Source organism: Salimicrobium album (assembly GCF_900107115.1).
Lineage (GTDB): Bacteria > Bacillota > Bacilli > Bacillales > Halobacillaceae > Salimicrobium > Salimicrobium album.
The window spans coordinates 235655-255540 of the sequence record NZ_FNOS01000005.1 but is presented as its reverse complement, the minus strand read 5'-3'; the positions used below and the strand labels follow the sequence as shown (position 1 = coordinate 255540).

Annotated in this window: 23 protein-coding genes, 1 pseudogene and 1 riboswitch; of the genes and pseudogenes, 7 read left to right on the top strand and 17 right to left on the bottom strand. The window is 45.5% G+C overall.

What is annotated here, in order from left to right:
• Window positions 1–19: 19 nt before the first annotated feature.
• The 3 genes from BLU03_RS10875 (at window position 20) to BLU03_RS10865 (ending at window position 2315) form a co-directional block, all read left to right on the top strand.
• Window positions 20–940 (top strand): ketopantoate reductase family protein, encoded by a 921-nt coding sequence (locus BLU03_RS10875; RefSeq protein WP_076571374.1) that lies wholly within the window; start codon window positions 20–22, stop codon window positions 938–940.
• A gap of 115 nt (window positions 941–1055) precedes the next feature.
• Window positions 1056–1706 (top strand): hypothetical protein, encoded by a 651-nt coding sequence (locus tag BLU03_RS10870; RefSeq protein WP_076571372.1) that lies wholly within the window; start codon window positions 1056–1058, stop codon window positions 1704–1706.
• 228 nt (window positions 1707–1934) lie between these two features.
• Window positions 1935–2315 (top strand): hypothetical protein, encoded by a 381-nt coding sequence (locus BLU03_RS10865; RefSeq protein ID WP_076571370.1) that lies wholly within the window; start codon window positions 1935–1937, stop codon window positions 2313–2315.
• Between the two features lie 97 nt (window positions 2316–2412).
• On the opposite strand, the gene BLU03_RS10860 is transcribed toward BLU03_RS10865, so the two are convergent.
• The 9 genes from BLU03_RS10860 to BLU03_RS10820 all read right to left on the bottom strand — a co-directional run bounded on the left by BLU03_RS10860 (window position 2413) and on the right by BLU03_RS10820 (window position 9215).
• Entirely contained in the window at window positions 2413–2754 is a 342-nt protein-coding gene (locus BLU03_RS10860) for a DUF2188 domain-containing protein (RefSeq protein ID WP_084193883.1), read from the bottom strand.
• Window positions 2755–2825: 71 nt separating this feature from the next.
• The gene (locus BLU03_RS10855; protein ID WP_093107772.1) at window positions 2826–3284 is read right to left on the bottom strand and encodes a DUF2188 domain-containing protein; all 459 of its coding nucleotides are present in this window, start codon (window positions 3282–3284) and stop codon (window positions 2826–2828) included.
• A 141-nt stretch (window positions 3285–3425) separates the two neighbouring features.
• Window positions 3426–4400, bottom strand: a complete 975-nt coding sequence (locus BLU03_RS10850) for a quinone oxidoreductase family protein (RefSeq protein ID WP_093107770.1) — start codon at window positions 4398–4400, stop codon at window positions 3426–3428.
• Window positions 4401–4418: 18 nt separating this feature from the next.
• Window positions 4419–5471 carry a phosphotransferase family protein gene (locus BLU03_RS10845; RefSeq protein ID WP_076571364.1) on the bottom strand — a complete coding sequence of 351 codons (1053 nt, stop codon included), beginning with the start codon at window positions 5469–5471 and terminating at the stop codon, window positions 4419–4421.
• A 4-nt stretch (window positions 5472–5475) separates the two neighbouring features.
• On the bottom strand, window positions 5476–5886 hold the full coding sequence (locus BLU03_RS10840) for an acyl-CoA thioesterase (protein WP_008588381.1): 411 nt from the start codon (window positions 5884–5886) through the stop codon (window positions 5476–5478).
• A gap of 5 nt (window positions 5887–5891) precedes the next feature.
• Window positions 5892–6464, bottom strand: a complete 573-nt coding sequence (locus tag BLU03_RS10835; RefSeq protein WP_008588379.1) for a TetR/AcrR family transcriptional regulator — start codon at window positions 6462–6464, stop codon at window positions 5892–5894.
• A gap of 16 nt (window positions 6465–6480) precedes the next feature.
• On the bottom strand, window positions 6481–7260 hold the full coding sequence (locus BLU03_RS10830) for an SDR family oxidoreductase (protein WP_093107768.1): 780 nt from the start codon (window positions 7258–7260) through the stop codon (window positions 6481–6483).
• Entirely contained in the window at window positions 7247–8476 is a 1230-nt protein-coding gene (locus BLU03_RS10825) for an acyl-CoA dehydrogenase family protein (RefSeq protein WP_093107766.1), read from the bottom strand. Before BLU03_RS10825 ends, BLU03_RS10830 begins: the two co-directional genes overlap by 14 nt.
• A gap of 112 nt (window positions 8477–8588) precedes the next feature.
• The gene (locus BLU03_RS10820) at window positions 8589–9215 is read right to left on the bottom strand and encodes a FusB/FusC family EF-G-binding protein (RefSeq protein ID WP_076571355.1); all 627 of its coding nucleotides are present in this window, start codon (window positions 9213–9215) and stop codon (window positions 8589–8591) included.
• 185 nt (window positions 9216–9400) lie between these two features.
• On the opposite strand from BLU03_RS10820, the gene BLU03_RS10815 reads away from it, so the two are divergent.
• The gene (locus tag BLU03_RS10815; RefSeq protein ID WP_093107764.1) at window positions 9401–10501 is read left to right on the top strand and encodes an NADH-dependent flavin oxidoreductase; all 1101 of its coding nucleotides are present in this window, start codon (window positions 9401–9403) and stop codon (window positions 10499–10501) included.
• A 41-nt stretch (window positions 10502–10542) separates the two neighbouring features.
• On the opposite strand, the gene BLU03_RS10810 is transcribed toward BLU03_RS10815, so the two are convergent.
• Entirely contained in the window at window positions 10543–10869 is a 327-nt protein-coding gene (locus BLU03_RS10810; RefSeq protein WP_245698830.1) for a thioredoxin family protein, read from the bottom strand.
• A gap of 389 nt (window positions 10870–11258) precedes the next feature.
• Between BLU03_RS10810 and argS the strand changes: the two genes are divergently transcribed.
• Window positions 11259–12881, top strand: coding sequence for an arginine--tRNA ligase (gene argS / locus BLU03_RS10805; protein WP_093107760.1), 1623 nt, complete (start codon window positions 11259–11261; stop codon window positions 12879–12881).
• 69 nt (window positions 12882–12950) lie between these two features.
• Window positions 12951–13181, top strand: a complete 231-nt coding sequence (locus BLU03_RS10800) for a hypothetical protein (protein WP_008588364.1) — start codon at window positions 12951–12953, stop codon at window positions 13179–13181.
• 87 nt (window positions 13182–13268) lie between these two features.
• Here the strand turns inward: BLU03_RS10800 and BLU03_RS10795 are convergent, their stop codons facing one another.
• The 7 genes and pseudogenes from BLU03_RS10795 to msrA form a co-directional block, all read right to left on the bottom strand.
• Entirely contained in the window at window positions 13269–13724 is a 456-nt protein-coding gene (locus BLU03_RS10795; RefSeq protein WP_076571349.1) for an SRPBCC family protein, read from the bottom strand.
• Entirely contained in the window at window positions 13699–14811 is a 1113-nt protein-coding gene (locus BLU03_RS10790; RefSeq protein ID WP_076571347.1) for an ethanolamine utilization protein EutH, read from the bottom strand. Before BLU03_RS10790 ends, BLU03_RS10795 begins: the two co-directional genes overlap by 26 nt.
• A gap of 189 nt (window positions 14812–15000) precedes the next feature.
• Window positions 15001–16614 carry an ABC transporter permease gene (locus tag BLU03_RS10785; protein WP_093107758.1) on the bottom strand — a complete coding sequence of 538 codons (1614 nt, stop codon included), beginning with the start codon at window positions 16612–16614 and terminating at the stop codon, window positions 15001–15003.
• Window positions 16615–16639: 25 nt separating this feature from the next.
• Complete coding sequence (locus tag BLU03_RS10780) at window positions 16640–17521, bottom strand: ABC transporter ATP-binding protein (protein ID WP_076571343.1); 882 nt, start codon at window positions 17519–17521, stop codon at window positions 16640–16642.
• A gap of 46 nt (window positions 17522–17567) precedes the next feature.
• Window positions 17568–18005, bottom strand: coding sequence for a TetR/AcrR family transcriptional regulator (locus BLU03_RS10775; protein ID WP_245698829.1), 438 nt, complete (start codon window positions 18003–18005; stop codon window positions 17568–17570).
• Between the two features lie 15 nt (window positions 18006–18020).
• A pseudogene (locus BLU03_RS13840) lies at window positions 18021–18140 on the bottom strand (TetR/AcrR family transcriptional regulator); the annotation flags it as partial.
• A 253-nt stretch (window positions 18141–18393) separates the two neighbouring features.
• Window positions 18394–18864, bottom strand: coding sequence for a peptide-methionine (S)-S-oxide reductase MsrA (gene msrA / locus BLU03_RS10770; RefSeq protein ID WP_093107754.1), 471 nt, complete (start codon window positions 18862–18864; stop codon window positions 18394–18396).
• A 121-nt stretch (window positions 18865–18985) separates the two neighbouring features.
• Window positions 18986–19105: riboswitch (SAM riboswitch) on the bottom strand.
• Window positions 19106–19285: 180 nt separating this feature from the next.
• Here msrA and BLU03_RS10765 point away from each other — a divergent pair.
• Complete coding sequence (locus BLU03_RS10765; protein ID WP_093107752.1) at window positions 19286–19771, top strand: DinB family protein; 486 nt, start codon at window positions 19286–19288, stop codon at window positions 19769–19771.
• The last annotated feature ends 115 nt before the right edge of the window (window positions 19772–19886 follow it).

The window sequence follows — 19886 nt, the reverse complement described above, 5'->3', positions numbered from 1 at the left end:
TTGAGAGGGAGGAATTGAAGTGAAGATAGTCATTGTGGGAGCCGGGGCTCTCGGAGCTTACTTCGGGACGAGGTGGCATGATGCCGGTCACACCGTCATCAATCTCGTTCGTGAAGGAAGAGCTGAACAGTTAAGGACACACGGAATGAAAATCCACAGTAATGTAGAAGATACGGTATGGGAAAACCCGAACATAGCAGAGGATCCTTCCGTGATAGAAGATCCGGACCTCGTGGTTCTCGCCGTTAAAGGATACCATCTGGAGGGGACGATGCCCTGGCTGAAGTCTCTCGTAAAAAAAGGCGCAAAAGTTCTGCCCCTTCTGAATGGTGTGGAACATTACGCTATTTTGGAAAAGGAACTGGGAGAGGAGACAGTCCTCGGAGGTCTTGCCTTTATTATAGCTACCCTTAATGAGAAAGGGCATGTGGAACATACGAGCGACTTCCATAATATAGTGTTCGGCCCTCTTCACCCTTCCCAGGAATCGATATGTGAAGAGCTTTCCCTTGCCGGGGAACAGGCAGTGATGAACAGCCGGTGGAGCTCGGACATTCTGAAGGAAATCTGGAAAAAGTACATGTTCATTACAGCTTTCTCCGGTATCACTACCTCAATGAATACCACTATCGGAGACATCCGTGCCTATCCCCCAACCTTTACTATTGCCAGGCGAATGCTTGAGGATATGCAGAGACTGAGCGTCGCCAGAGGAGTTAAAATAGGGCAGGATGAAGTGGATCATGCTTTTAAACAGCTCGAAAATCTTGGGAACGACATGACTTCTTCCATGCATCAGGATCGACGGAAAGGGCTCCCGCTTGAGCTGGAGCATCTCCACGGAGGAGCGATGCGGCTGGCAGCGGAAAAGAACCTCACCCTTCCCTATATCGAAACGATTTACGGAATCATAAAACCTTATGACGGAATGGATTTATAATTCGGAAGCTGCTCTTCTAAAGAGCGGCTTCTTCTTTTTTTACGGCTCATGTGCGCACGTCTGCCCTTCAGAAATGTTCCATGCTATAATGGAAGTCTCAAAGGAGGGCTGCAGGATGAATCGCTGGAAAAGAAGACCAGGAAAAACAGCATATGAAGTATTCATGGTCCTTCTCGCCAGTTTATCTGTAGCCACCATATGGCAGGAAATGCAGTACGACAGTCTTATTGTGTGGGGAACGTGGGCTATATTCTTTCTCGACTTTCTCTATCGTTTCTTTAAAAGTGAAAGCAAACTGGATTTTGTCAAAAAACACCCTTTTATAGTCATTGCCGCCATTCCACTGGATGCTGTCTTCCAGCTTGCGCGTTTTGCCAGAATTCTTCATCTGCTCCGGTTGAAATCTATCACCAAATACTACACGAAGCCGTTTCTCCGCTTTTTGAAACGCCAACATCTCGGTTTTGTGGCAGGAATCATCAGCATCGTGATCTTTTTACTTATTATCCCTCTTACTTGGATAGAGGACGAACTGGAGACCTACTCCGACGCATTCCTTAGTGCACTTCTTTCTATTACATTCTTTGGCAGAGCCACCTTTGAACCGGATACTCTCCCCGGCCAGGTGATCGTCGTTATCTTCACGATTCTGGGAGTGATTCTGCACGGTCTGATCATTTCTGTCGCAATCGATTTTCTTACTTCGCTCCCCTTGTTCAGGCTGGGAAGAAGAAAAATCAAAAAAATTATCGATAAAAAGAACTGAAACACGTTTTCAAATGTACGTAACGGGTAAGGTAGTATGGAAGGCGCTAATTTGGAAAATGACTTCCCCCTACAACATTTTTGCCAAAGCCTTCACGACTTCTTCCCTTTTCCTTTATCCGTGAGATAGAGGGAAAGGATTTTCTTTTACATAACGCTGCTTATTGATTATACATCTGCATTTTTCCTATTACCCCTTCAAAAATTCCGACTAAAGGAGAGAAAGCCGGTGAGTCATTTTTTAAAAAGGTTTGATCCCGTGGAAGTGCGTTACCTGATCGATGCCGGGGAAATTCAGGAGATCACAGCCGAAATGCTTGGAGAGGTGAGTTCCCTCGTGAATACATACGTCTCCTATGAGTACACGGCTGCTTCCGAAGGCAACCTGGTACGTCCAATGATCACGCTTGAAGAAACAGAAGGACTTACAGAGAAAGACCGTAATGCCATTCTCTCTACCGGTTTTAATCTGGACGCCCCGTTTGATAACGGTGATGAGGTTTTCCGTACTATTTTCGGTGATTCTCACGTAGTAATCGCTGCAACCGAAGACGAGGACGGTGTATTTTTCACTGTAGAAGTCCCTTATGAAGATTTCAAAAGCTTTTAAATCTTTCCTCTAATCCATTACAAAAAGGAAGCTCTTAATCAGAGCTTCCTTTTTATATGACTTTATAAGTATTTTACATCCGGGAACCGGGTCCCTTTCAGTTACTATACGATACGTTCTCTTGAATGGTACCATCCTGTTTGTGAATGATAACACTGCCGCCTTTATTTCCGGCTATTTCTTTCGCTCTTTTTATTGCCTCGTCTTTTTTGTCAAAGACTTTCGTAGGCTGCGAGGAATTTTCTCCCTGTACTGCCCAGCCGTCTTCATGAGCAATGACGTGTTCTCCTTTTTCGGAAAGATCCGGAGTGTTTTGACGGGAATTTCCGCTATTACCTGACTGCTGCTTTCCTTTTGCATGTTTTCCCTGACGTCCGTATTCTTTATTCTGTTCCTCCGTACGGTTCTCACCGCTTCTTCCCTGGTTGCCGTTTGTCATGTGTGTTTCCTCCTTGTTAAAAATCATGTACATTTTTTAGTATACCCATAAATTCCAATAATAAACTAATTTTACTTATTATAGGAAATATTCTGTTGTATCGAACCGTCCTGCTTATGAATAATAATTGCCGTCCCCTTATTTTCGGCTATTTCCTTCGCCCGGCTCACTGCTTCCTCTTTCTTTCCGAAAACTTCCGAAGGCTGTCTGGCATCCTCCGCCTGTACTGCCCATCCATCTTCATGAGCAATGACATGTTCTCCTTTTTCCATAAGCTCCGGGCGGCTGTTCTGCGGATTTTCCTCGTCTCTCGTTCGCAGTTCCTTATCCGTCATCTGTTTCACTTTATTGATGTCGTTATCCGTGGCATTACTATACCATTCCTTTGCCTGTTCAGTGGCAATAGGTATAGCTCTCCCTTCCTCATAACCTTCATGAAGCATGCCGTTCGCGATTGTTATCGCTTTTTTTCGAACTGCCGTGTCCAGGTTCTTCAAAGAGTCCGGATAATCCTGTGTATCCCAGGGCATGATTAAAACCTCCTGTTTTACTGTTTTCTTTTTCTATACCGCGCCGTAGCGGGATTTAAACACTTTTCTGCCGAAATCACTCCTCTGTACAATTAAAAAAGCTGCCGGAGAGATCCCCCGACAGCTTTCGTATCAGCGTTATTAAGGTTTCAGTACCAATTTTCCTTTTGTCTTTCTGTTTTCGAGATCTTTGTGAGCCTGCGGCGCTTCACTAAGCTTATATACTCCCCCGATATGAAGTTTCAGCTCTCCCTGCTGTACAAGAGTCAGCAGTTCTTTCATACTTTTTTGAATCAGTTCCGGATATTTCATAATCTGTGGAAGGAAAAACCCTATAACAGAAAGGTTGCGTCCCATGAGACCGGCTGCGTTCAACTGAGGCGGCTGGCCGCTTGCTGCACCGTAAGTAAGTACACGGCCAAAGGCACGCATCGTCTTCAGCGTTTCTGTGAAAACGTCACCTCCGGCCATCTCGAGCGCCACATCCACGCCTTTCCCGCCGGTTTCGTCAACAACGTCCTGCTGCCAGTCTTCTTTCGTATAGTCGATTCCTGCATCTGCTCCCAAATCTTTGGCGAACTTCAGTTTCTCTTCGGAACTGGCAGTAGCGATGACCTTGCCGGCCTGAAAATGCTTAGCAAGCTGCACCGCAATCATACCTACTCCACCGGCTGCCGCGTGGACGAGGATCGTTTCCCCCTTCTCCATACGACCCATCGTGCTGATCAGATGATAAGCGGTAAGACCTTGAAGCAACAGAGCTACTGCCTGTTCATCTTCCACTCCATCCGGTACAGGTACGACCGAAGAAGCATTTGCGGTAACGTATTCGCTGTACCCGCCTGATTCTACCAGGGTAACGATCCGGTCCCCTTCTTCAACGTTTGTGACACCTTTACCTTTTTTATTTACAACACCGGCGACCTCTGCCCCTGGTACGAAAGGGAGCGGGGTTGGAACAACATATTGGCCGCGGCGACGTGCCGTATCTGCAAAATTGACTCCGATCGCTTTCACTTCAATCTGTACTTCGTTATCTCCCGGTTCAGGCATCTCGACGTCGACTTCGTTCAGAACGTCCGCCTCTCCGTATTCCTTGAATTGTATAGCTTTCATAATTTATCCCTCTCTTTTTTAAGTAATACCTGCCTGCACGGCAGCCTGATCCATAAGTTTATTCACAAAATGGTTCATGTGTCTGAAACGCGGATCGTCCGTCTGTCCCTGCTTGTATCTGAAATAAATCTGCTGGACGATTCCCGCCAGTTTGAAATAGGCAAAAGCCAGGTAAAAATTCATGTTGTTTAAATCGCGTCCGCTTTTCTCCGCATATCTCTCCATAAATTCCTTCCTTGTGTAGAACCCTTCTGCTGTCGTAAGAGGAGGTTTCCCCAGTCCTTCTTTCAACTCAGAAGAATCTCCCGCTTCCATCCAGTAACTCATAGCCGCCCCGAGATCTGCAAGAGGATCTCCGACAGTGGTCATTTCCCAATCAAACAGACCGGTCATTTCCGATGGGTCGTCGTGAGAAAACATAGCGTTATTGAGTTTATAATCATAATGAATGATGGCACTCTCTTCGTTTTCCGGTATGTGTTCCACGAGCCACTTTTTGAGCTCGCTCCCTTCTTTTACATCTTCGGTGTGAGCTTTTTCATATCTCCTGATCCATCCCTCTACCTGTCTTCCCATAAATCCTTCGGGTTTAACCATATTATTCAGAGGAGTCTCCGTATAATCAATGGAGTGAAGTTCAACCAGACGATCCACCATTTCCCGGGAAATATCTTTCGCAAGTTCCGGCGATGGGGTCACCTCTTCCGGCCATTCGGTATCGAACACGATCCCTGTTTTCCTTTCCATTATAAAAAAGGGCTTTCCAATTAATTCATCTCCCTTAAAAGCCAGAGGCTCAGGCGCAAGGGGGAAAAAAGGGTGGACCGCTTTGATGACTTTATATTCCCTTTCCATGTCGTGGGCTTTGGGAGGGAGAGGCCCTTTCGGTGGTCTTCGCAGTACGGCTTCCCAGTCTCCGATTTTCAGTTCATACGTAAGATTGGAATGTCCCGCACCGAACTGCCGGATGTTTAACGGGGACTTAGGAAGGTCCGTGAACGTACTTCTCAAATACTCTTCAAGAACTTCTTTCTCCAGTTCCTCTCCTTTTCTTACTTCGCGCGTGTCCATACAGTCATCTCCCTTCTGCAGTTTCAAACTGACAGGAAGCAAGCTGGTTTTTCATCCATTCGGACATCTTCTCGCTTGCTTCCGTCTTGAAATCGTACTGGACTACTACAGAATCCCCTTCCGCTACAAGTTCTCCACTTTCTTTCTCATACATGTTCTGCTTCAAATGGAAACTGGAGTTCCCTATTTTCGTCACAAAACTTTTAATCGTAATCGACTGACCGAAGTACAGCTGTTTAACGAAGTCGCACTTTACGGAAGCTACAACGAACTTCCATTCTCCATCCCCGACCAGGTCGAGATAGTCGAAGAAATGTATTCTTGCTTCCTCCATATATATGAAATAATTGTTGTTATTTACGTGTCCCAGCTGATCCGTTTCCGAAAATCTCACTTTTATATCATGTTCGTGCATGTCCCTCACTCCTTCTCTTTCGATTCCAGACCCTGTAATAAAATAGCTGTATATATATCCGCCAGATGTTCTTCCGACACTTCTCCTTCCGGCTCATACCAGAAATAGCTCCAGTTCGCCATGCCGAGAATGAAATAGGAGATCATGTCCGCCCGAAGATCAGTGCGGAATGCTCCTTCTTCTATACCTTCCTGCACAAGCTTTTCGATATTCTGCTGAAATAAATCCCGCTTCTGCCTTACGTATAACAATTTTCCTTCACTTAAGTGCCGCATTTCCCGGAAAAAAATCATGGCACTGTTTACACTTGCACGGATATTTTCGATCATCATCCTCACAAGCTCGCGCAGTTTCTCCTCCGGGCGAAGGCTGCTTCTCATAATTTTTTCCTGTTTTTCAAGTAAATCATCAATGAATCGTTCATGAATCTGAACGAGAACTTCTTCTTTGTTTTTGAAATAATAGTAGAATGTGCCTTTCGTAAGGCCGAGATGATCGACGATTTCCTGTATAGAAGTTTCCTTGAAGCCTTTTTGGCCGAAAAGTGAAATGCTTGTTTCGGTAATCTTTCCTTTCACGCCTGCTTCCTCCTTTTTAACAAGTTGCGTGCATCCCCCCGTCGACTGTGAGAATATCTCCCGTCACGTAGTCAGAGGCGCCGGATGCCAGAAAAAGCGCTGCGCCTTTTAATTCCCCTTCTTTCCCGAAACGCTTCATCGGCGTCTGATTCAGAATGTATTCCCCATTCATCGAAAGAAGGCCCTCGGACATTTTCGTAGGGAAGAACCCGGGAGCGATTGCATTCACCTGGATATTGTCTCCCGCAAGTTTCACAGCCAGATCTTTTGTGAACGTATTCACTGCTCCCTTGCTCGTATTATAGCCGATGGTGTCCATAAATCTCGAATCGGCCCCACCGAATCCTGCCACTGAGGACAGGTTTATAATTTTACCCGACTGCTGCTGTTTCATAACTTTGGCAGCTTCCCTGCTCATCAGAAACGTACCGGTAACGTTAACATTCATCACCTTCTGAAAAGCCTCCGTAGGCATATCAAGAACGGGTGCTCCCCACGTAGCCCCGCTATTATTGATTAACACATCAAGCGTTCCGAATTCGTCCTTCACTTTCTCAATGACGCCCCTCACACTGTCTTCGTCGGTTACGTCACATTCGAGTGCCAGCGTCCTCACTCCATAATTTTCTGTCAGTTCGGATGCTTTCTCTTCGCAATTTTCGAGTTTTCTCGAACATAACACAACATCAGCTCCCGCTTCAGCCATACCTTCGGCGAGCTGTGCTCCGAGACCTCTTCCTCCTCCCGTGATGACAACGGTCTTCCCTTCCATCTTAAAATAATCAAGTACGTGCATATCCATCCTCCTCGTATTTAGAGAGTTCCAGTTTTGCAATCTGTCTTTTGTGAACTTCATCCGGTCCGTCTGCCAGCCTGAGCGTCCGGGCATTCGCATAATTCATGGCCAGCGTGAAATCGTCGCTGACCCCTGCGCCTCCGTGAGCCTGGATCGCACGGTCAATAACGTTGAGCGCCATCGAAGGGGCCGTGACTTTGATCATAGCTATCGCAGCTTTCGCTTCTTTATTTCCCATTTTGTCCATCTGCCAGGCTGCCTGAAGAGTCAGTAACCTTGCCTGTTCAAGTTCCGTTCTGGAGTCAGCGATCCATTCGCGGATTACTCCCTGTTCAGCCAGCGGGCGGTGAAATGCTTCACGGTGACGTACGCGTCTGCACAAATCTTCAAGCGCCCTTTCTGCAGCTCCGATCAGTCTCATACAATGGTGGATCCTCCCCGGGCCGAGCCTTCCCTGGGCTATCTCAAAACCGCGTCCTTCACCGAGAATCAGGTTTTCTTTCGGCACCTCCACATTCGTAAACTCGATTTCCGCGTGCCCGTGCGGCGCATGATCATAGCCGAACACATTCAACGGACGCTTCACTAACACTCCTTCTGCATCCATAGGCACAATAATCATCGACTGCTGTTTGTGTCTGGGAGCTTCTGTATCTGTCTTGCCCATAAATATAGCGAAAGAACACCTCGGATCCATCGCTCCGGTCGACCACCATTTCGTGCCGTTTATAATATAGGAGTCATCCTTCTTCTCGATGCTGGAAGAGATATTCGTCGCATCCGAAGAAGCGACATCCGGCTCGGTCATCGCAAAACAGGAACGGGTCTCTCCGGAAAGAAGAGGCTCCAGCCATTTCTTTTTTTGTTCCCGGGAACCATACATAGACAACAATTCCATATTTCCTGTGTCCGGTGCATTACAATTGAAGATTTCCGGAGCCAGCATCGATTTCCCCATCTCTTCGCATAAAGGAGCATATTCCAGATTGGTGAGCCCTCCCCCGATCTCTTCATCCGGGAGAAAAAGGTTCCACAGTCCGAGCGATCGGGCTTTCTTCTTCAGTTCTTCGATGATCGGAGGAATCTCGCTCCATCGGTCGGTCTGGACATTCAACTGTTCGGCAAACACTTTTTCGTTCGGGTAAATATATTCCTGCATAAATGAGCGTACGGCTTTCCGGTATTCTTTTGTTTTTTCATTGTATGAAAAGTCCATCATTTCTCCTCCTCGCATACTAACCAGTTGGTATGTAAAGTATAAATAAAAAATTCGGAAAATTCAAGAAAGAAAAATTTCACGAAAAGACGACATAATAAGACAGGGAATCCTATCTTTTTATGTCGTCCATAAATTTATGGAGATGTTTTTGGTCTGTTATATTCCGGTTACACGTAATGCTGTCTTTGCAGACGTAATTCCCTTTTCTTTTGTATGCCGTAGCGTCTGTGACAAAAAGCCCGACATACTCATGTTCGCGACAGATGACACACATGTTTTTCCGTCCACTGTAAGTGAAAGACCCTTCCATACCCGTAAGGACGCCCTCTCTGTACGTTACAATGAATTTTCTGTCGAGCCCCGGGTCAAACCAGCTTACGTAAGTCAGATCACGCCGGTCTACGCCGGAACCGAGCACGGGCATTTTCACCCGGGAAAGGTGCGGAAACAGACTTCTGACCTCCTCTTCCTCCGGCATTTCAAAGGGATGGACCAGTGGGAGGATACGTGCTTCGAACATTTCCACATCTGTCCGGTCTTTCAGTTCAGTCATCCCGTCGAGCAGCCTTTTCTGCAGGTCGGTGAGACCGTAAAAAACATCCTTCATCTTGTCCATCGCGAGCCCCTGCACCGTCCGGACCATTTCCCTGTCATTAACAAGTGCATTCGTCTGAACAATGTGGCGGATCTGCTGTTTCAGGAAGTGGTATTGATCGCTGCGTATAAATGGTTCCATATTGCCACTGCTCCCTTCAAATATACATGGTTTCATCCGGCATTCTCCGGAAGTGTACAGGAATAATAACACGTACGATCTTCAGCAGAAATAAATATCTGTTTAATGACGGATGATAAAAGCAATTTAAAAGACCTTGCCTTTCTCCGAATGTTAAACTCATAAAAGCAAAGGAGGAAACATAAATGTTCGATTCATATACACTGCCTTCGGGCGTAACGTTGAAAAACCGGCTAATCCTGGCCCCCATGACAAATTTTCTCTCGGAAGAAGATGGCCGGGTCTCCGAAAAAGAATTGACTTATTATAAAAGAAGATCACGTGGAACCGGAACCGTCATTACGGCCTGCGCAAACGTAAATACGCAGGGTAAAGGCTTCGACGGAGAAATAGGGGTAGACCGTGACGAACTCATTCCGGGCCTGAAACGACTGGCAGAAGTCATCCATCAAGAAGGAGCAAAAGCCATCCTGCAAATCTATCACGGAGGACGAATGAGCCCGCCCCATCTCCTGCCGGACGAAACACCGGTCTCGGCCAGTGCTGTCCCCTCCGAACGTGAAGGGGCCGCAACTCCGAGAGAGATGTCTGAAGAAGAAGTTTCACAAACAGTCGAGGACTTCAAACAGGCTACGAGACGGGCAATTGAAGCCGGGTTTGACGGAGTGGAACTTCACGGGGCGAATACATATCTGCTTCAGCAGTTCTTCTCCCCTCATTCCAACCGCCGGACCGATAAATGGGGCGGAGATGTGTGGCAGCGTATGACATTTCCGTTAGAAGTTACGGAAGCGGTGAAGCAGGCCGTACGGGAATACGCCCGAACCCCTTTCATCACCGGATACCGGTTTTCCCCGGAAGAACCGCATACTCCCGGTATTGCACTTGAAGACACAATGAAACTGGTCAGCGAATTAACCGAAAGAGGACTGGACTATCTTCATATTTCCCTGAGGGATTTCCACCAGTCTTCCATCCGGAAAGAAGATGATGGAAGCTCCGTCATTCGGCAGATCAGAGACCAGATCGGGGACGACCTTCCTCTTGTCGGTGTCGGAGAAATAAGAACAAAAGAAGATGCGGAAAAAGCACTCGAAACTGTACCACTGCTGGCTTTAGGAAGAGAGCTCCTTATCGACCCGGACTGGGCTGTGAAAGTGGAAAAAGGACAGGAAGACCACATAGTTACGGAAATGGATATGGATGCGCAGGAAGAGCTGGTGATTCCCGAACCGATGTGGACAAACATCATGAGTGTTCCGGGATGGATTCCGAGAAAAGTGTAACAATGATAAAGAAGAGCCGTTCTTTTAGAGAGCGGCTCTTCTTATGCATTCATGGCATCCTGCAATTTATCCAGCTGATAATCCAGTTCTCCTACCGGTACGAAACGTGCTTCTCTTATAAGTTCCCTTCCTTCTGAATAGACAAGTACCACAGGTACCGTAAACACTTGAAATTCTCCGGATACCTCCGGAATTTCAGTCGCATCCAGGTGAATCGCTTTTACTTCCGGATAGCTCTCAAGCAACTCTTCCACCTGCGGTTTCAGGCTATGGCAGACAGAACAGGTCGGCTGGGAAATATACACCAGCGACAGTTTCTCTTTGGAAATTATTTGTCTGGCTTCTGTAATCGTCTGTAATTTTTCCATAGAAATCTTCACCTCTACTTTGTTTTTTCCCTGCACTTTCATTTTTAATCCGGTTATTGATTTACTTTTCTTACTATGCTATATTTTCTAATAATAACATATCACCTTTGACGAAGAGAGTAATCTAATCTGTTTTTTCAACAGCGAACCGGGGATGGTGGGAGCCCGGCAAAAAACGATGGAGGAACCGGACTTCTGAGGTGCGGGAGTGAACATAAGTAGCTCTGCCGCCTGGATGGACCCCGTTATCCGATCAAGTGGCCTTAAGGCTAAAAGAGTGGTACCGCGCGGCGCCCCCACGTCTCTTTACGACGTGGGGGCTTTTTTATGTCAAATAACTTTTATACAGTACACAAAAACCTGGTTCGATCCGAAAAGGAGATGAAAACATGGAAAAAGAAATCATCGCGTTACAGCTCGCTCACATCCTCGGGGAGGAGTTCACTCCGGAAGACCTGAAACAGAAACTTGAGCAGCCGAAACACAACGGCCATGGGGATATCGCCTTCCCGTGCTTTTTCCTGGCCCGGCACTTCAGAAAAAATCCTCAAAACATAGCAGAGGATGTGAGCGCTCAGCTGGATCACCCTATTTTTGCGGGCACGGAAGCCCTTAACGGCTACGTTAATATTTTTCTCGACCAGTCTTTTATGACCGACCACATCCTCCGCCGTGCTGCCCACAATGACTACGGCCGTCACCGTTTCGGGGAAGGAGAACGTGTAGTACTGGATTTATCGGCCCCAAATATAGCAAAACCCTTCTCCATGGGACATCTTCGTTCTACAATCATCGGCAATTCTCTGAGCCTGCTCGCCGAATATTGCGGTTATACTCCAGTGAAAATCAATTATGTAGGCGATTACGGCACTCAGTTCGGTCACCTGCTGGCAGCCTACGAACGATGGGGGGAGAAAGATAAATTAGAGGAAAATCCTCTGAAAGAACTTTCAAACATTTACGTCAGATTTCACGAGGAGGCAAAACAAAATCCGTCACTTACAGAAGCGGGGCGTGACTGGTTCAAGCGTCTTGAAGAAGGAGAGGAGGAAGCCGCAGCTCTGTGGAGTCATTTCCGTGAGTTATCTCTCGAAGAGTTCGACAGAATTTATGAACAGCTTGATATAACTTTCGATCTGACACGGGGAGAAGCTTACTATAGTGATAAAATGGGAGAAACGATAGCGATGCTTGACGAAAAAGGACTGCTCGAACAATCCGAAGGGGCCCTCGTAGTGCGCCTGGATGAATATGATCTCCCCCCATGTCTGATGGTTAAAAGTAACGACACGACAACCTATGCTACGAGAGATCTGACGGCTGCGATCGATCGATATCGGACCTATCGTTTCACTGAAAGTTTGTACGTGGTCGGAAATGAACAGACGCTCCACTTTGAACAAATTCAGAAGGTGCTGGAAAAAGCCGGATTCCCCTGGGCACCCTCCATGAAGCACATCTCTTTCGGCATGATGCTTCAGGACGGAAAAAAGATGTCGACGAGGAAAGGGAGAACTATTCTGCTTGAAGACGTACTCGAAGAAGCCCGGGAACGGGCCGGAGGCAATGCCGACATAGGGACAGGAGCGGTGATTTTCCACGACTTGAAACATCAGAGACAAAACGACGTTGAATTTTCACTGGATGATATGCTCACTTTCGAAGGAAATACGGGACCATACCTGCAATACACTTATGCCCGTGCCGTTTCACTTACCGAAAAAGCCGATTTCGACTTCAGGACCGACCTGAAAGACGGGAGCGCTTGGGAACTTGTAAAACAACTGCATCTCTTCCCCGATGAAACGAAAAGAGCTTTTATACAGAAAGACCCTTCCGTCATTGCCCGCTATCTTTTAAAACTGTCAAAACATTTCAACCAGTACTACGCCCACACGAAAATTTTACAGACGGACCAGATGAATCAGCGTCTCACTCTTGTACAGGCGGTAATTACGGTGCTGAAAAAAGGACTCCATCTGCTCGGGATGAAAACCGTGGAAAAAATGTAAAAGAAATTGCGTTCTTTATATAATAATAGTATGTTTGGCATATACCCTATTTCTGAAAGGGGAGATATTATGTATCCACTGTATTATACCGCAGCTATCATTATGACAGCCGTTGCCCTTGGAGCCACTATCTATATCGGAAAAAACCTGAACAAGCAGGAACATTCGGCCGACAGTGATGAAGAATTGGCCAGCCTGAAATCCGACTCCCGTGATACTTCCAGTTTCCGTCGTCTCAGCATCATCTACGTTATCACCTTTGTTATTACGTTAGCACTGATCTGGATCTTCATACTTTAACCTTCTCGGAAGAAGGTAAGGAAAACAAGTTGCCGCTCCCCCTCATAAAGCACTAAGGGAGAGCGGCAACTTTTGTATACACCCGTACTATTCGTTATATTCTTCCTCGGCCACTCTTTTCACGCGACGGACAAAGTTAGCGACGGCCTGATCGTTGGAGAAAAGAATCAGTATCCGTAAATACCATTTCCTTGGCCTATTTGAAGACAGATAGGTGAACGTCGTCTTCTTCTCTCCCGCTTTTTCAAGTAAATAAGTGGCCTGTATATCATAAACCCCGGCCAGTGTATAAGAATAAGTGAGTCTTTTTTCATTTTCTTCATCTTTGAATTCAGTTACGGTAACCTCGTATTCTTCCTTTGTCTCTCCTACGCCGTACGATTGTCTGTACACATTCCCGACCGTCTCTCCGGAAGAATGGATGAGCCGGTGTTCTTCGATATTCGGCATAATTTTTTTGGTCTGTTCCAGGGACTGATCGAAATATGACCAGACGTGTTCAATCGGTGTCTCTACCTCAATCGTATCCGACCACCGTTTCATGGGACTTCCCCTCCTCTTTTGTTGTTACTGCCCATGCGATAACTACTGCAAGAAAGCCGGCACTCAACTTACCGGCAAGCACCGGCACTACCATATCCTTTTCAATGCCTGCCACAAAAGCGATATGAGCTCCGAGTGCAAAAGCTCCACTGACAGCGAAAGCTGAGTTGATCACTTTCCCCCTCGGCTCCATATCCTTCATTGTTACCAGCATAGGTATATTGTGAGCCATAGAGGCCAACAGCCCCGTCATCGCCACTTTATCCACTTTCACCCAAGGTCTGATTATCTCAAAAGGCCTCTGCAGCATTCTTTCGAGAAAAGCGACCAGAGGAAAAGCTCCGGCCAGGGTGACTGTTATTTTCGCGACAATCACCGCCCCTTCCGACAAAGGAGCCAGACCCTGGATAACGCTCACTCCAAGAAGTGTTTCAATAGTAATAGAAACGAGACCTACAGCAATAAGGACTTCCACTATCTTACCAAATGCGGCGAACAGTCGTATAGTGACAGCTGTAAATAAACCGAGACCGATGGAAATTAAAATTGCAAGAACAATGGAAGGGAGCAGATTTACAAACATCCAGTCAAAAGCATATCCTCCAAGAAACCCGCCTGTAAAACAGCCCACGGGGATAGTCGTAAATCCGATCAGAACTCCTTTGGCAAAATAACGGTAATCCTGCTTATGTAATACCGAAAGCGCTACCGGTATAGTAAACACTACGGTCGAACCCATCATCGTTCCGAGAAGCGACCATGAAAATACAGCCGCTTCCGCGTCCTCGGCAAGGGACTCGGCCAGGGGATACGCCCCGGTATCGATAGCCAGAAGCATCGATGGAAACATACCGGGGTCCGCCCCCAGCCATTCGTACAGCGGCACGACTACCGGAGCCATCCACTCGGCCATCACGGGGGCGAACGAGATGACCCCTATCATGGCAAGAGCAAGCGTTCCCATCATCCGGAACGCCTCGTAAAACCGGTCCCCGAGTTTCAGCCGTCTGTTCAGTATGTAATAGTCCAGAGCCCCGAGAATCAGAAAAAAACACATAGCTCCGAGGACCCAGTCGTTAAGCGTCATACATCCACCCCCTGTTACGCCTAGTATACCAAACAGTTATAGAAGCGTAAGCACTCACGTAGAGTTTCCTGAAAATTCACATCAAAAAACGCATTCTTCCGTGGAAAAATGCGCCTTTTCAAATAATCAGTACTGTTACTATTCATTGATATACTTTATAGCGTTCGCCATCTTGCTTCTTGGTAAACATTAAGCTCCTTCGATCATGTCCCGTCGATTGTAACCAAAGTGACCAATTATTATTAAAGCGATACTCATTAAGGTTATTGTAATAAAGATTGATGCATCAAAATCTTCTAATGGCAATCGAGGTATCCAGCTTTGAATGGCTGTTTTTGAAAACCATTCCGGCAAATCTACGATCCCACCGAAATAGTTCAACAGAAAAGAGTATGCAAGGTACACATATACGACTTTTCCTGATTTCGGTGACCAGCCAAGAGCTAAGGAAGCTAAACCGATAAAGAACAGCAGGGACGGCAGGAAATTGAAGCCTGAACCAAGAAAATCAGCTATCTCCATTGTTGATCTGCCTCCCATAGCAGATACAGCTGTACCACCAAGGCTGCCGGCAGCTATTAGAATTCCCGCTGCTCCTGTAATAATAGCTAAACCGATGCTGGTCCAATAAAGTCGGCTGCGGGTCACTTTTGTAGCAAAAATCTGACTTAAATATGCCCTGTTTTCCTGGGCAAACAGTTTATTTACAATGGCAATCGGCAGAATCGACACTAAAGCAATCATCACCATCATTATCGTGCTTGTAAATGATTCTTCAATGGAAACGTCCGCCTGCGCAAACATTTGTTTCATAATTTCGTTGCTTTCGAGAAAAGTTTGCATGTCACCATAAATTGAACCGTAAGCAGCGCCCATAACAATAAAAGCTATCAACCAGCTAATTATAGTACCTCTGTTAAGCTTAATAAATAAACCATGGACGGACAATAAAGAGTTAGCTGCGCTTTCCCGACCTTCTCTGCTCGGGAGGTAACCGGCCCCCATGTCGCGGCCTCTTTCAAGTGAAAAAGCGACGACTACTGCAATCAAACTGAAAATCAATGCAAAAACAAGCGCAATCCAATTATTTTCAGTAAACGGGTAGGTGAGGTAGGTCCAGCCTAACGGATTGAGCATGGAGAGATCAACGTTCGAAACGTCTGTCCCGGCACGAATAATGTACAATAACCCGATTATTCCGAGCGTTGAACCTGTTGCAGAGGAGGAAGCAGGCATAATTTGTACCATCACGAGAGCAATAGCGGCACCAATAATACCGGCAATTCCAACCGAGGCTCCGAACAAAAAGGCGCCCTCGACAGAAATAGTCTCAGCATCAAAGCTGATCATCACGACGCTAATAAAAAGTGATAATAAAAGGTTAATGAAAACAATTTGCATTATCGCGGCAAACGAATTAGCTTGTCGGCCGATTTGGAAGGAGCGTACCAGTTCGGTCAGACCAAGATCTTCTTCCTTTCGGGTGTGCCCTACTACATGCAGAACAGCGATGACCATTGAAAACAAACCACAAAACAACAGCATTTCATGGGCGTACATGGCTCCAAGTGTATAATCAACCGCTGTTCCAACCGGCGTTGGACCTACCATTGCAATCATTGCAGGGTTTTGGAGCGTTTCGAACATTCCGAGCAGGCCGTTGCCTTTCGCTATTTCTTTGAAGGCTGGCACAAAAGCTGCTGAAAACAGGCCGAACCCCAAAATCCAGACAATTATCTTTTTCCAGTCCCGTTTCAGATTAAGCAGGAACAAGGTCTCCCATTGTGCAAAATTTTCTCTCATCTTGATTCACCCTCCTTTCTGAAAATCAGCTTTCATAATGACGCATGAACAAATCTTCAAGAGTCGGTGGCACTGATTCAAATTTCTTGACCCCCAATTTACTTGCTGCCATTAAAATTTCATCAAGGTGTTTATTATCCGCAGAGAACGTTGCCTGATCTTCTTTTTGTTCGAAATCGAAAACGCCATTCACATTGGTCATCTCAGCCACATCCCCCTCTGTTACCAGCGTTATTGCAGAACGGGTCAAATGGCGTAAATCATCAAGGCTCCCGGATTCCACGATTTCTCCTTGGCGAATGATTGCCACTTTGTCAGCTAAACGCTCCACCTCACTTAAGATATGTGAGGACAACAGAATGGATTTGCCAGTTTCTTTGATTTTTTCTACTTCTTCCTGGAAAATCGCTTCCATCAATGGGTCAAGACCTGAAGTCGGTTCATCGAAAATGTACAGATCCGAATCAGCAGATAATGCTGCTATTAAACCCACCTTTTGACGATTCCCTTTCGAATACCCTTTGGCTTTTTTCTTAGGATCCAATTCAAAGCGTTTTATTAAATAGTCGCGTTTTTTTTTATTTCCGCCCCCGTGCAATTTAAGAAATAAATCAATAATCTCCCCGCCTGTCAAGTTTCCCCACAGGGTGACATCTCCCGGGACATATGAAATTCGTTTGTGTATCTCAAGACTGTCTTTCCAAACGTCCTTACCGAATATCTGTGCTTGACCTGCATCCCGCTTCATAATTCCCAATAAAATACGGATAGCAGTAGATTTACCAGCCCCATTCGGACCAATAAAGCCGACAACTTCTCCAGCGTTTACTGTGAATGAAACGTCGCGTAATGCCTGAAACTTACCGAATTTCTTTTGTAAACCTTGGATCGTTACAATCTCTGTCATAACACGAACACTCCTTTTTTAGAGAATTCAACTTTTCAGTTCATGCTTACTTATAAAAGCTGTATTTGAGAATCTCTGAATACCTCTTCCATTCTGCAAAATATTTTTCTCTGAATTCCTCTAAGTTTTCAAAGGTATTAATCTGTCGAAGTGCTTTATCGCTGAAACCGAACATCGTCCAATTCAGAATCTCAATCGCCTTTTCAATATCGATCCCTTCACGGAACTTGGAGTAATCAATATCTTTATATATTAATTCTGTGCCCCGCTCATAGATGGGATCGATTCTTTTCCTGATAGTTTCTTTTACCTCAACCGATTCCTCTTGGACCGCAGCAGTCAGGAAATCAAATATTTGAGGATGCTTTTCCTGAATATGCAATTTCTGCAAACCGATATTTTCAAGTCTTTTGAATAGATCTGTTTCACTCAAGTCAATTTGCTCATAAAAATCTTCAATAACCTGAACGCCTAATTCGATCAAATATACATAAAGATCTTTCTTGCTATTAAAATAATTGAACAGCGACCCTTTGGAAATGTTGGCACTTGTTACAATTGCATTAGTTGAGGCTTTATCAAATCCGTTTTGAACAAATTCCTGGATTGACGCGTTAATAATAAGTTCTTTCTTGCTCCTAGTTAGTTTATTAAAATTTGGATTAATGGTACTAACCTCCTTTCAGTTAGACATGACCGGTTTGGTCATTTTTATATTAACATGGTTGACCGAATTGGTCAATTTAAATATATAATAGCGGAAAAACACGGATGGTGTTTTAAATTATCTATGCTTCATCTGTGCCAAAGCAACTACTTTTTCTTAAAAAAGTCTTTATAAAATAAAAAAACTCCAGCTAAAAGCTGAAGTTTTAAACGGCGCTGCAAGCCGCTCCATATTTTTTAACATATTGCTGATGATATTCCTCTGCTTCATAAAAAGTGGAAGCCGGCACCACTTCTGTTATAATCGGAGATTTGAAAATTCCGCGACCGTTCCATTCTTTTATTTTTGCAACGGACAGTTGACGCTGCTCCTCATTCGCATAAAAAATCACGGAGCGGTACTGATGTCCCACATCTTCCCCCTGACGATTAACGGAAGTAGGATCATGGGCTTCAAGGAAGTACTCGACGAGAGCTTCATAAGTGAGCACTTCAGGGTCGAACTCAATGCGAATGGACTCTGCATGTCCTGTTTCTCCGGTTTTCACATGCTCGTAGGACGGATTCTCCACGAAACCTCCCGTATAACCGACTGTCGTATTTGTCACTCCGTTCAATCTGTCAAAGAACGCTTCCACACCCCAGAAACATCCTGCACCGAAAGTAGCGATTGCCATAGTATATCTTATCCTTTCTCTCTAACTACACTTCTTCCGAGAGTTTAGACGGGCTAACAATCAAAATCCCCTCTCCTTAATATCCAGGAAGAGGGGTCGACGTTATAATATCCGCTCGATCCTCTCATCTCTTAGAATGGATGTCCATTCTACAGGAATTGGCACCGTTCACACTGATTCACATCAGCAGGATGGTTGCCGGGCTTCAAAGGGCCAGTCCCTCCGCCTCTCTGGATAAGAAGTTTCGTTATTAATTTTAAGTTATTTTCCATAATACAATGAACCGGTAGTAAAGTAAAGCAGTAAAGCTCATTTTTTTATCCCTGATAATTATGTTTAACCTCCTGAGTTTTTGTCTATAAAGTAACAGTTACGATTATAATAATCACAATGGTTATAATTCCGGGAAGGATGACGAACTATGTACGGACTGGAAGACAAAAGAAAGCTTATTCAGGACTTTATCAGTCAGATTTCCGAAGAGGAGGCCGGGAAGAAACCTTCAGACGATACGTGGTCTATACTGGAAATATTGGAACATTTGTATCTGATGGAGAACTTCATCATTGAACAGATCAATGACGTCATAAAAAATGGCACGAAAGAATCTGCATCACCCAAACCTATCGAGCGAACCACCAACCGTTCCTATAAAGTGGAAGCTCCGGAAGCAGTCCAGCCATCAGGAGTCTTCTCTTCCATACAGGAAGCGCGTGACGCTCTCGAAAAGACAAGAGAAGTCACATTGTTTCTGACCCATAATAAATCCGGGGACACACTTCAGCAATATTCCTTTCCCCACCCTTCCTTCGGGGCTATGAATCTGGAGCAGTGGGTAGAATTCATCGGATGGCACGAAATGCGTCACCTGGAACAGATGAAAGAAGTACAGGAACAAATAAGCTGAACCCTTTCCACCTCTCTTCGTTGAGCATTTAGAAGAGAGGTGTCGTTTGTATAAGGCCGTATACATCTTCGCCCCGTCATTTGACTGTATGAAATATTCTGATAATATTATTAAA

Coding starts and splice junctions, on each gene's coding strand:
- BLU03_RS10860 (WP_084193883.1), bottom strand. CDS start 2,754: ATGACAAACGGCAACCAGGGAAGAAGCGGTGAGAACCGTACGGAGGAA.
- BLU03_RS10870 (WP_076571372.1), top strand. CDS start 1,056: ATGAATCGCTGGAAAAGAAGACCAGGAAAAACAGCATATGAAGTATTC.
- argS (WP_093107760.1), top strand. CDS start 11,259: ATGGAAAAAGAAATCATCGCGTTACAGCTCGCTCACATCCTCGGGGAG.
- BLU03_RS10820 (WP_076571355.1), bottom strand. CDS start 9,215: ATGGAACCATTTATACGCAGCGATCAATACCACTTCCTGAAACAGCAG.
- BLU03_RS10825 (WP_093107766.1), bottom strand. CDS start 8,476: ATGGACTTTTCATACAATGAAAAAACAAAAGAATACCGGAAAGCCGTA.
- BLU03_RS10855 (WP_093107772.1), bottom strand. CDS start 3,284: ATGCCCTGGGATACACAGGATTATCCGGACTCTTTGAAGAACCTGGAC.
- BLU03_RS10790 (WP_076571347.1), bottom strand. CDS start 14,811: ATGACGCTTAACGACTGGGTCCTCGGAGCTATGTGTTTTTTTCTGATT.
- BLU03_RS10800 (WP_008588364.1), top strand. CDS start 12,951: ATGTATCCACTGTATTATACCGCAGCTATCATTATGACAGCCGTTGCC.
- BLU03_RS10830 (WP_093107768.1), bottom strand. CDS start 7,260: ATGCACGTACTTGATTATTTTAAGATGGAAGGGAAGACCGTTGTCATC.
- BLU03_RS10810 (WP_245698830.1), bottom strand. CDS start 10,869: ATGGAAAAATTACAGACGATTACAGAAGCCAGACAAATAATTTCCAAA.
- BLU03_RS10780 (WP_076571343.1), bottom strand. CDS start 17,521: ATGACAGAGATTGTAACGATCCAAGGTTTACAAAAGAAATTCGGTAAG.
- BLU03_RS10765 (WP_093107752.1), top strand. CDS start 19,286: ATGTACGGACTGGAAGACAAAAGAAAGCTTATTCAGGACTTTATCAGT.
- BLU03_RS10840 (WP_008588381.1), bottom strand. CDS start 5,886: ATGCACGAACATGATATAAAAGTGAGATTTTCGGAAACGGATCAGCTG.
- BLU03_RS10815 (WP_093107764.1), top strand. CDS start 9,401: ATGTTCGATTCATATACACTGCCTTCGGGCGTAACGTTGAAAAACCGG.
- msrA (WP_093107754.1), bottom strand. CDS start 18,864: ATGGCAATCGCTACTTTCGGTGCAGGATGTTTCTGGGGTGTGGAAGCG.
- BLU03_RS10795 (WP_076571349.1), bottom strand. CDS start 13,724: ATGAAACGGTGGTCGGATACGATTGAGGTAGAGACACCGATTGAACAC.
- BLU03_RS10785 (WP_093107758.1), bottom strand. CDS start 16,614: ATGAGAGAAAATTTTGCACAATGGGAGACCTTGTTCCTGCTTAATCTG.
- BLU03_RS10845 (WP_076571364.1), bottom strand. CDS start 5,471: ATGGACACGCGCGAAGTAAGAAAAGGAGAGGAACTGGAGAAAGAAGTT.
- BLU03_RS10850 (WP_093107770.1), bottom strand. CDS start 4,400: ATGAAAGCTATACAATTCAAGGAATACGGAGAGGCGGACGTTCTGAAC.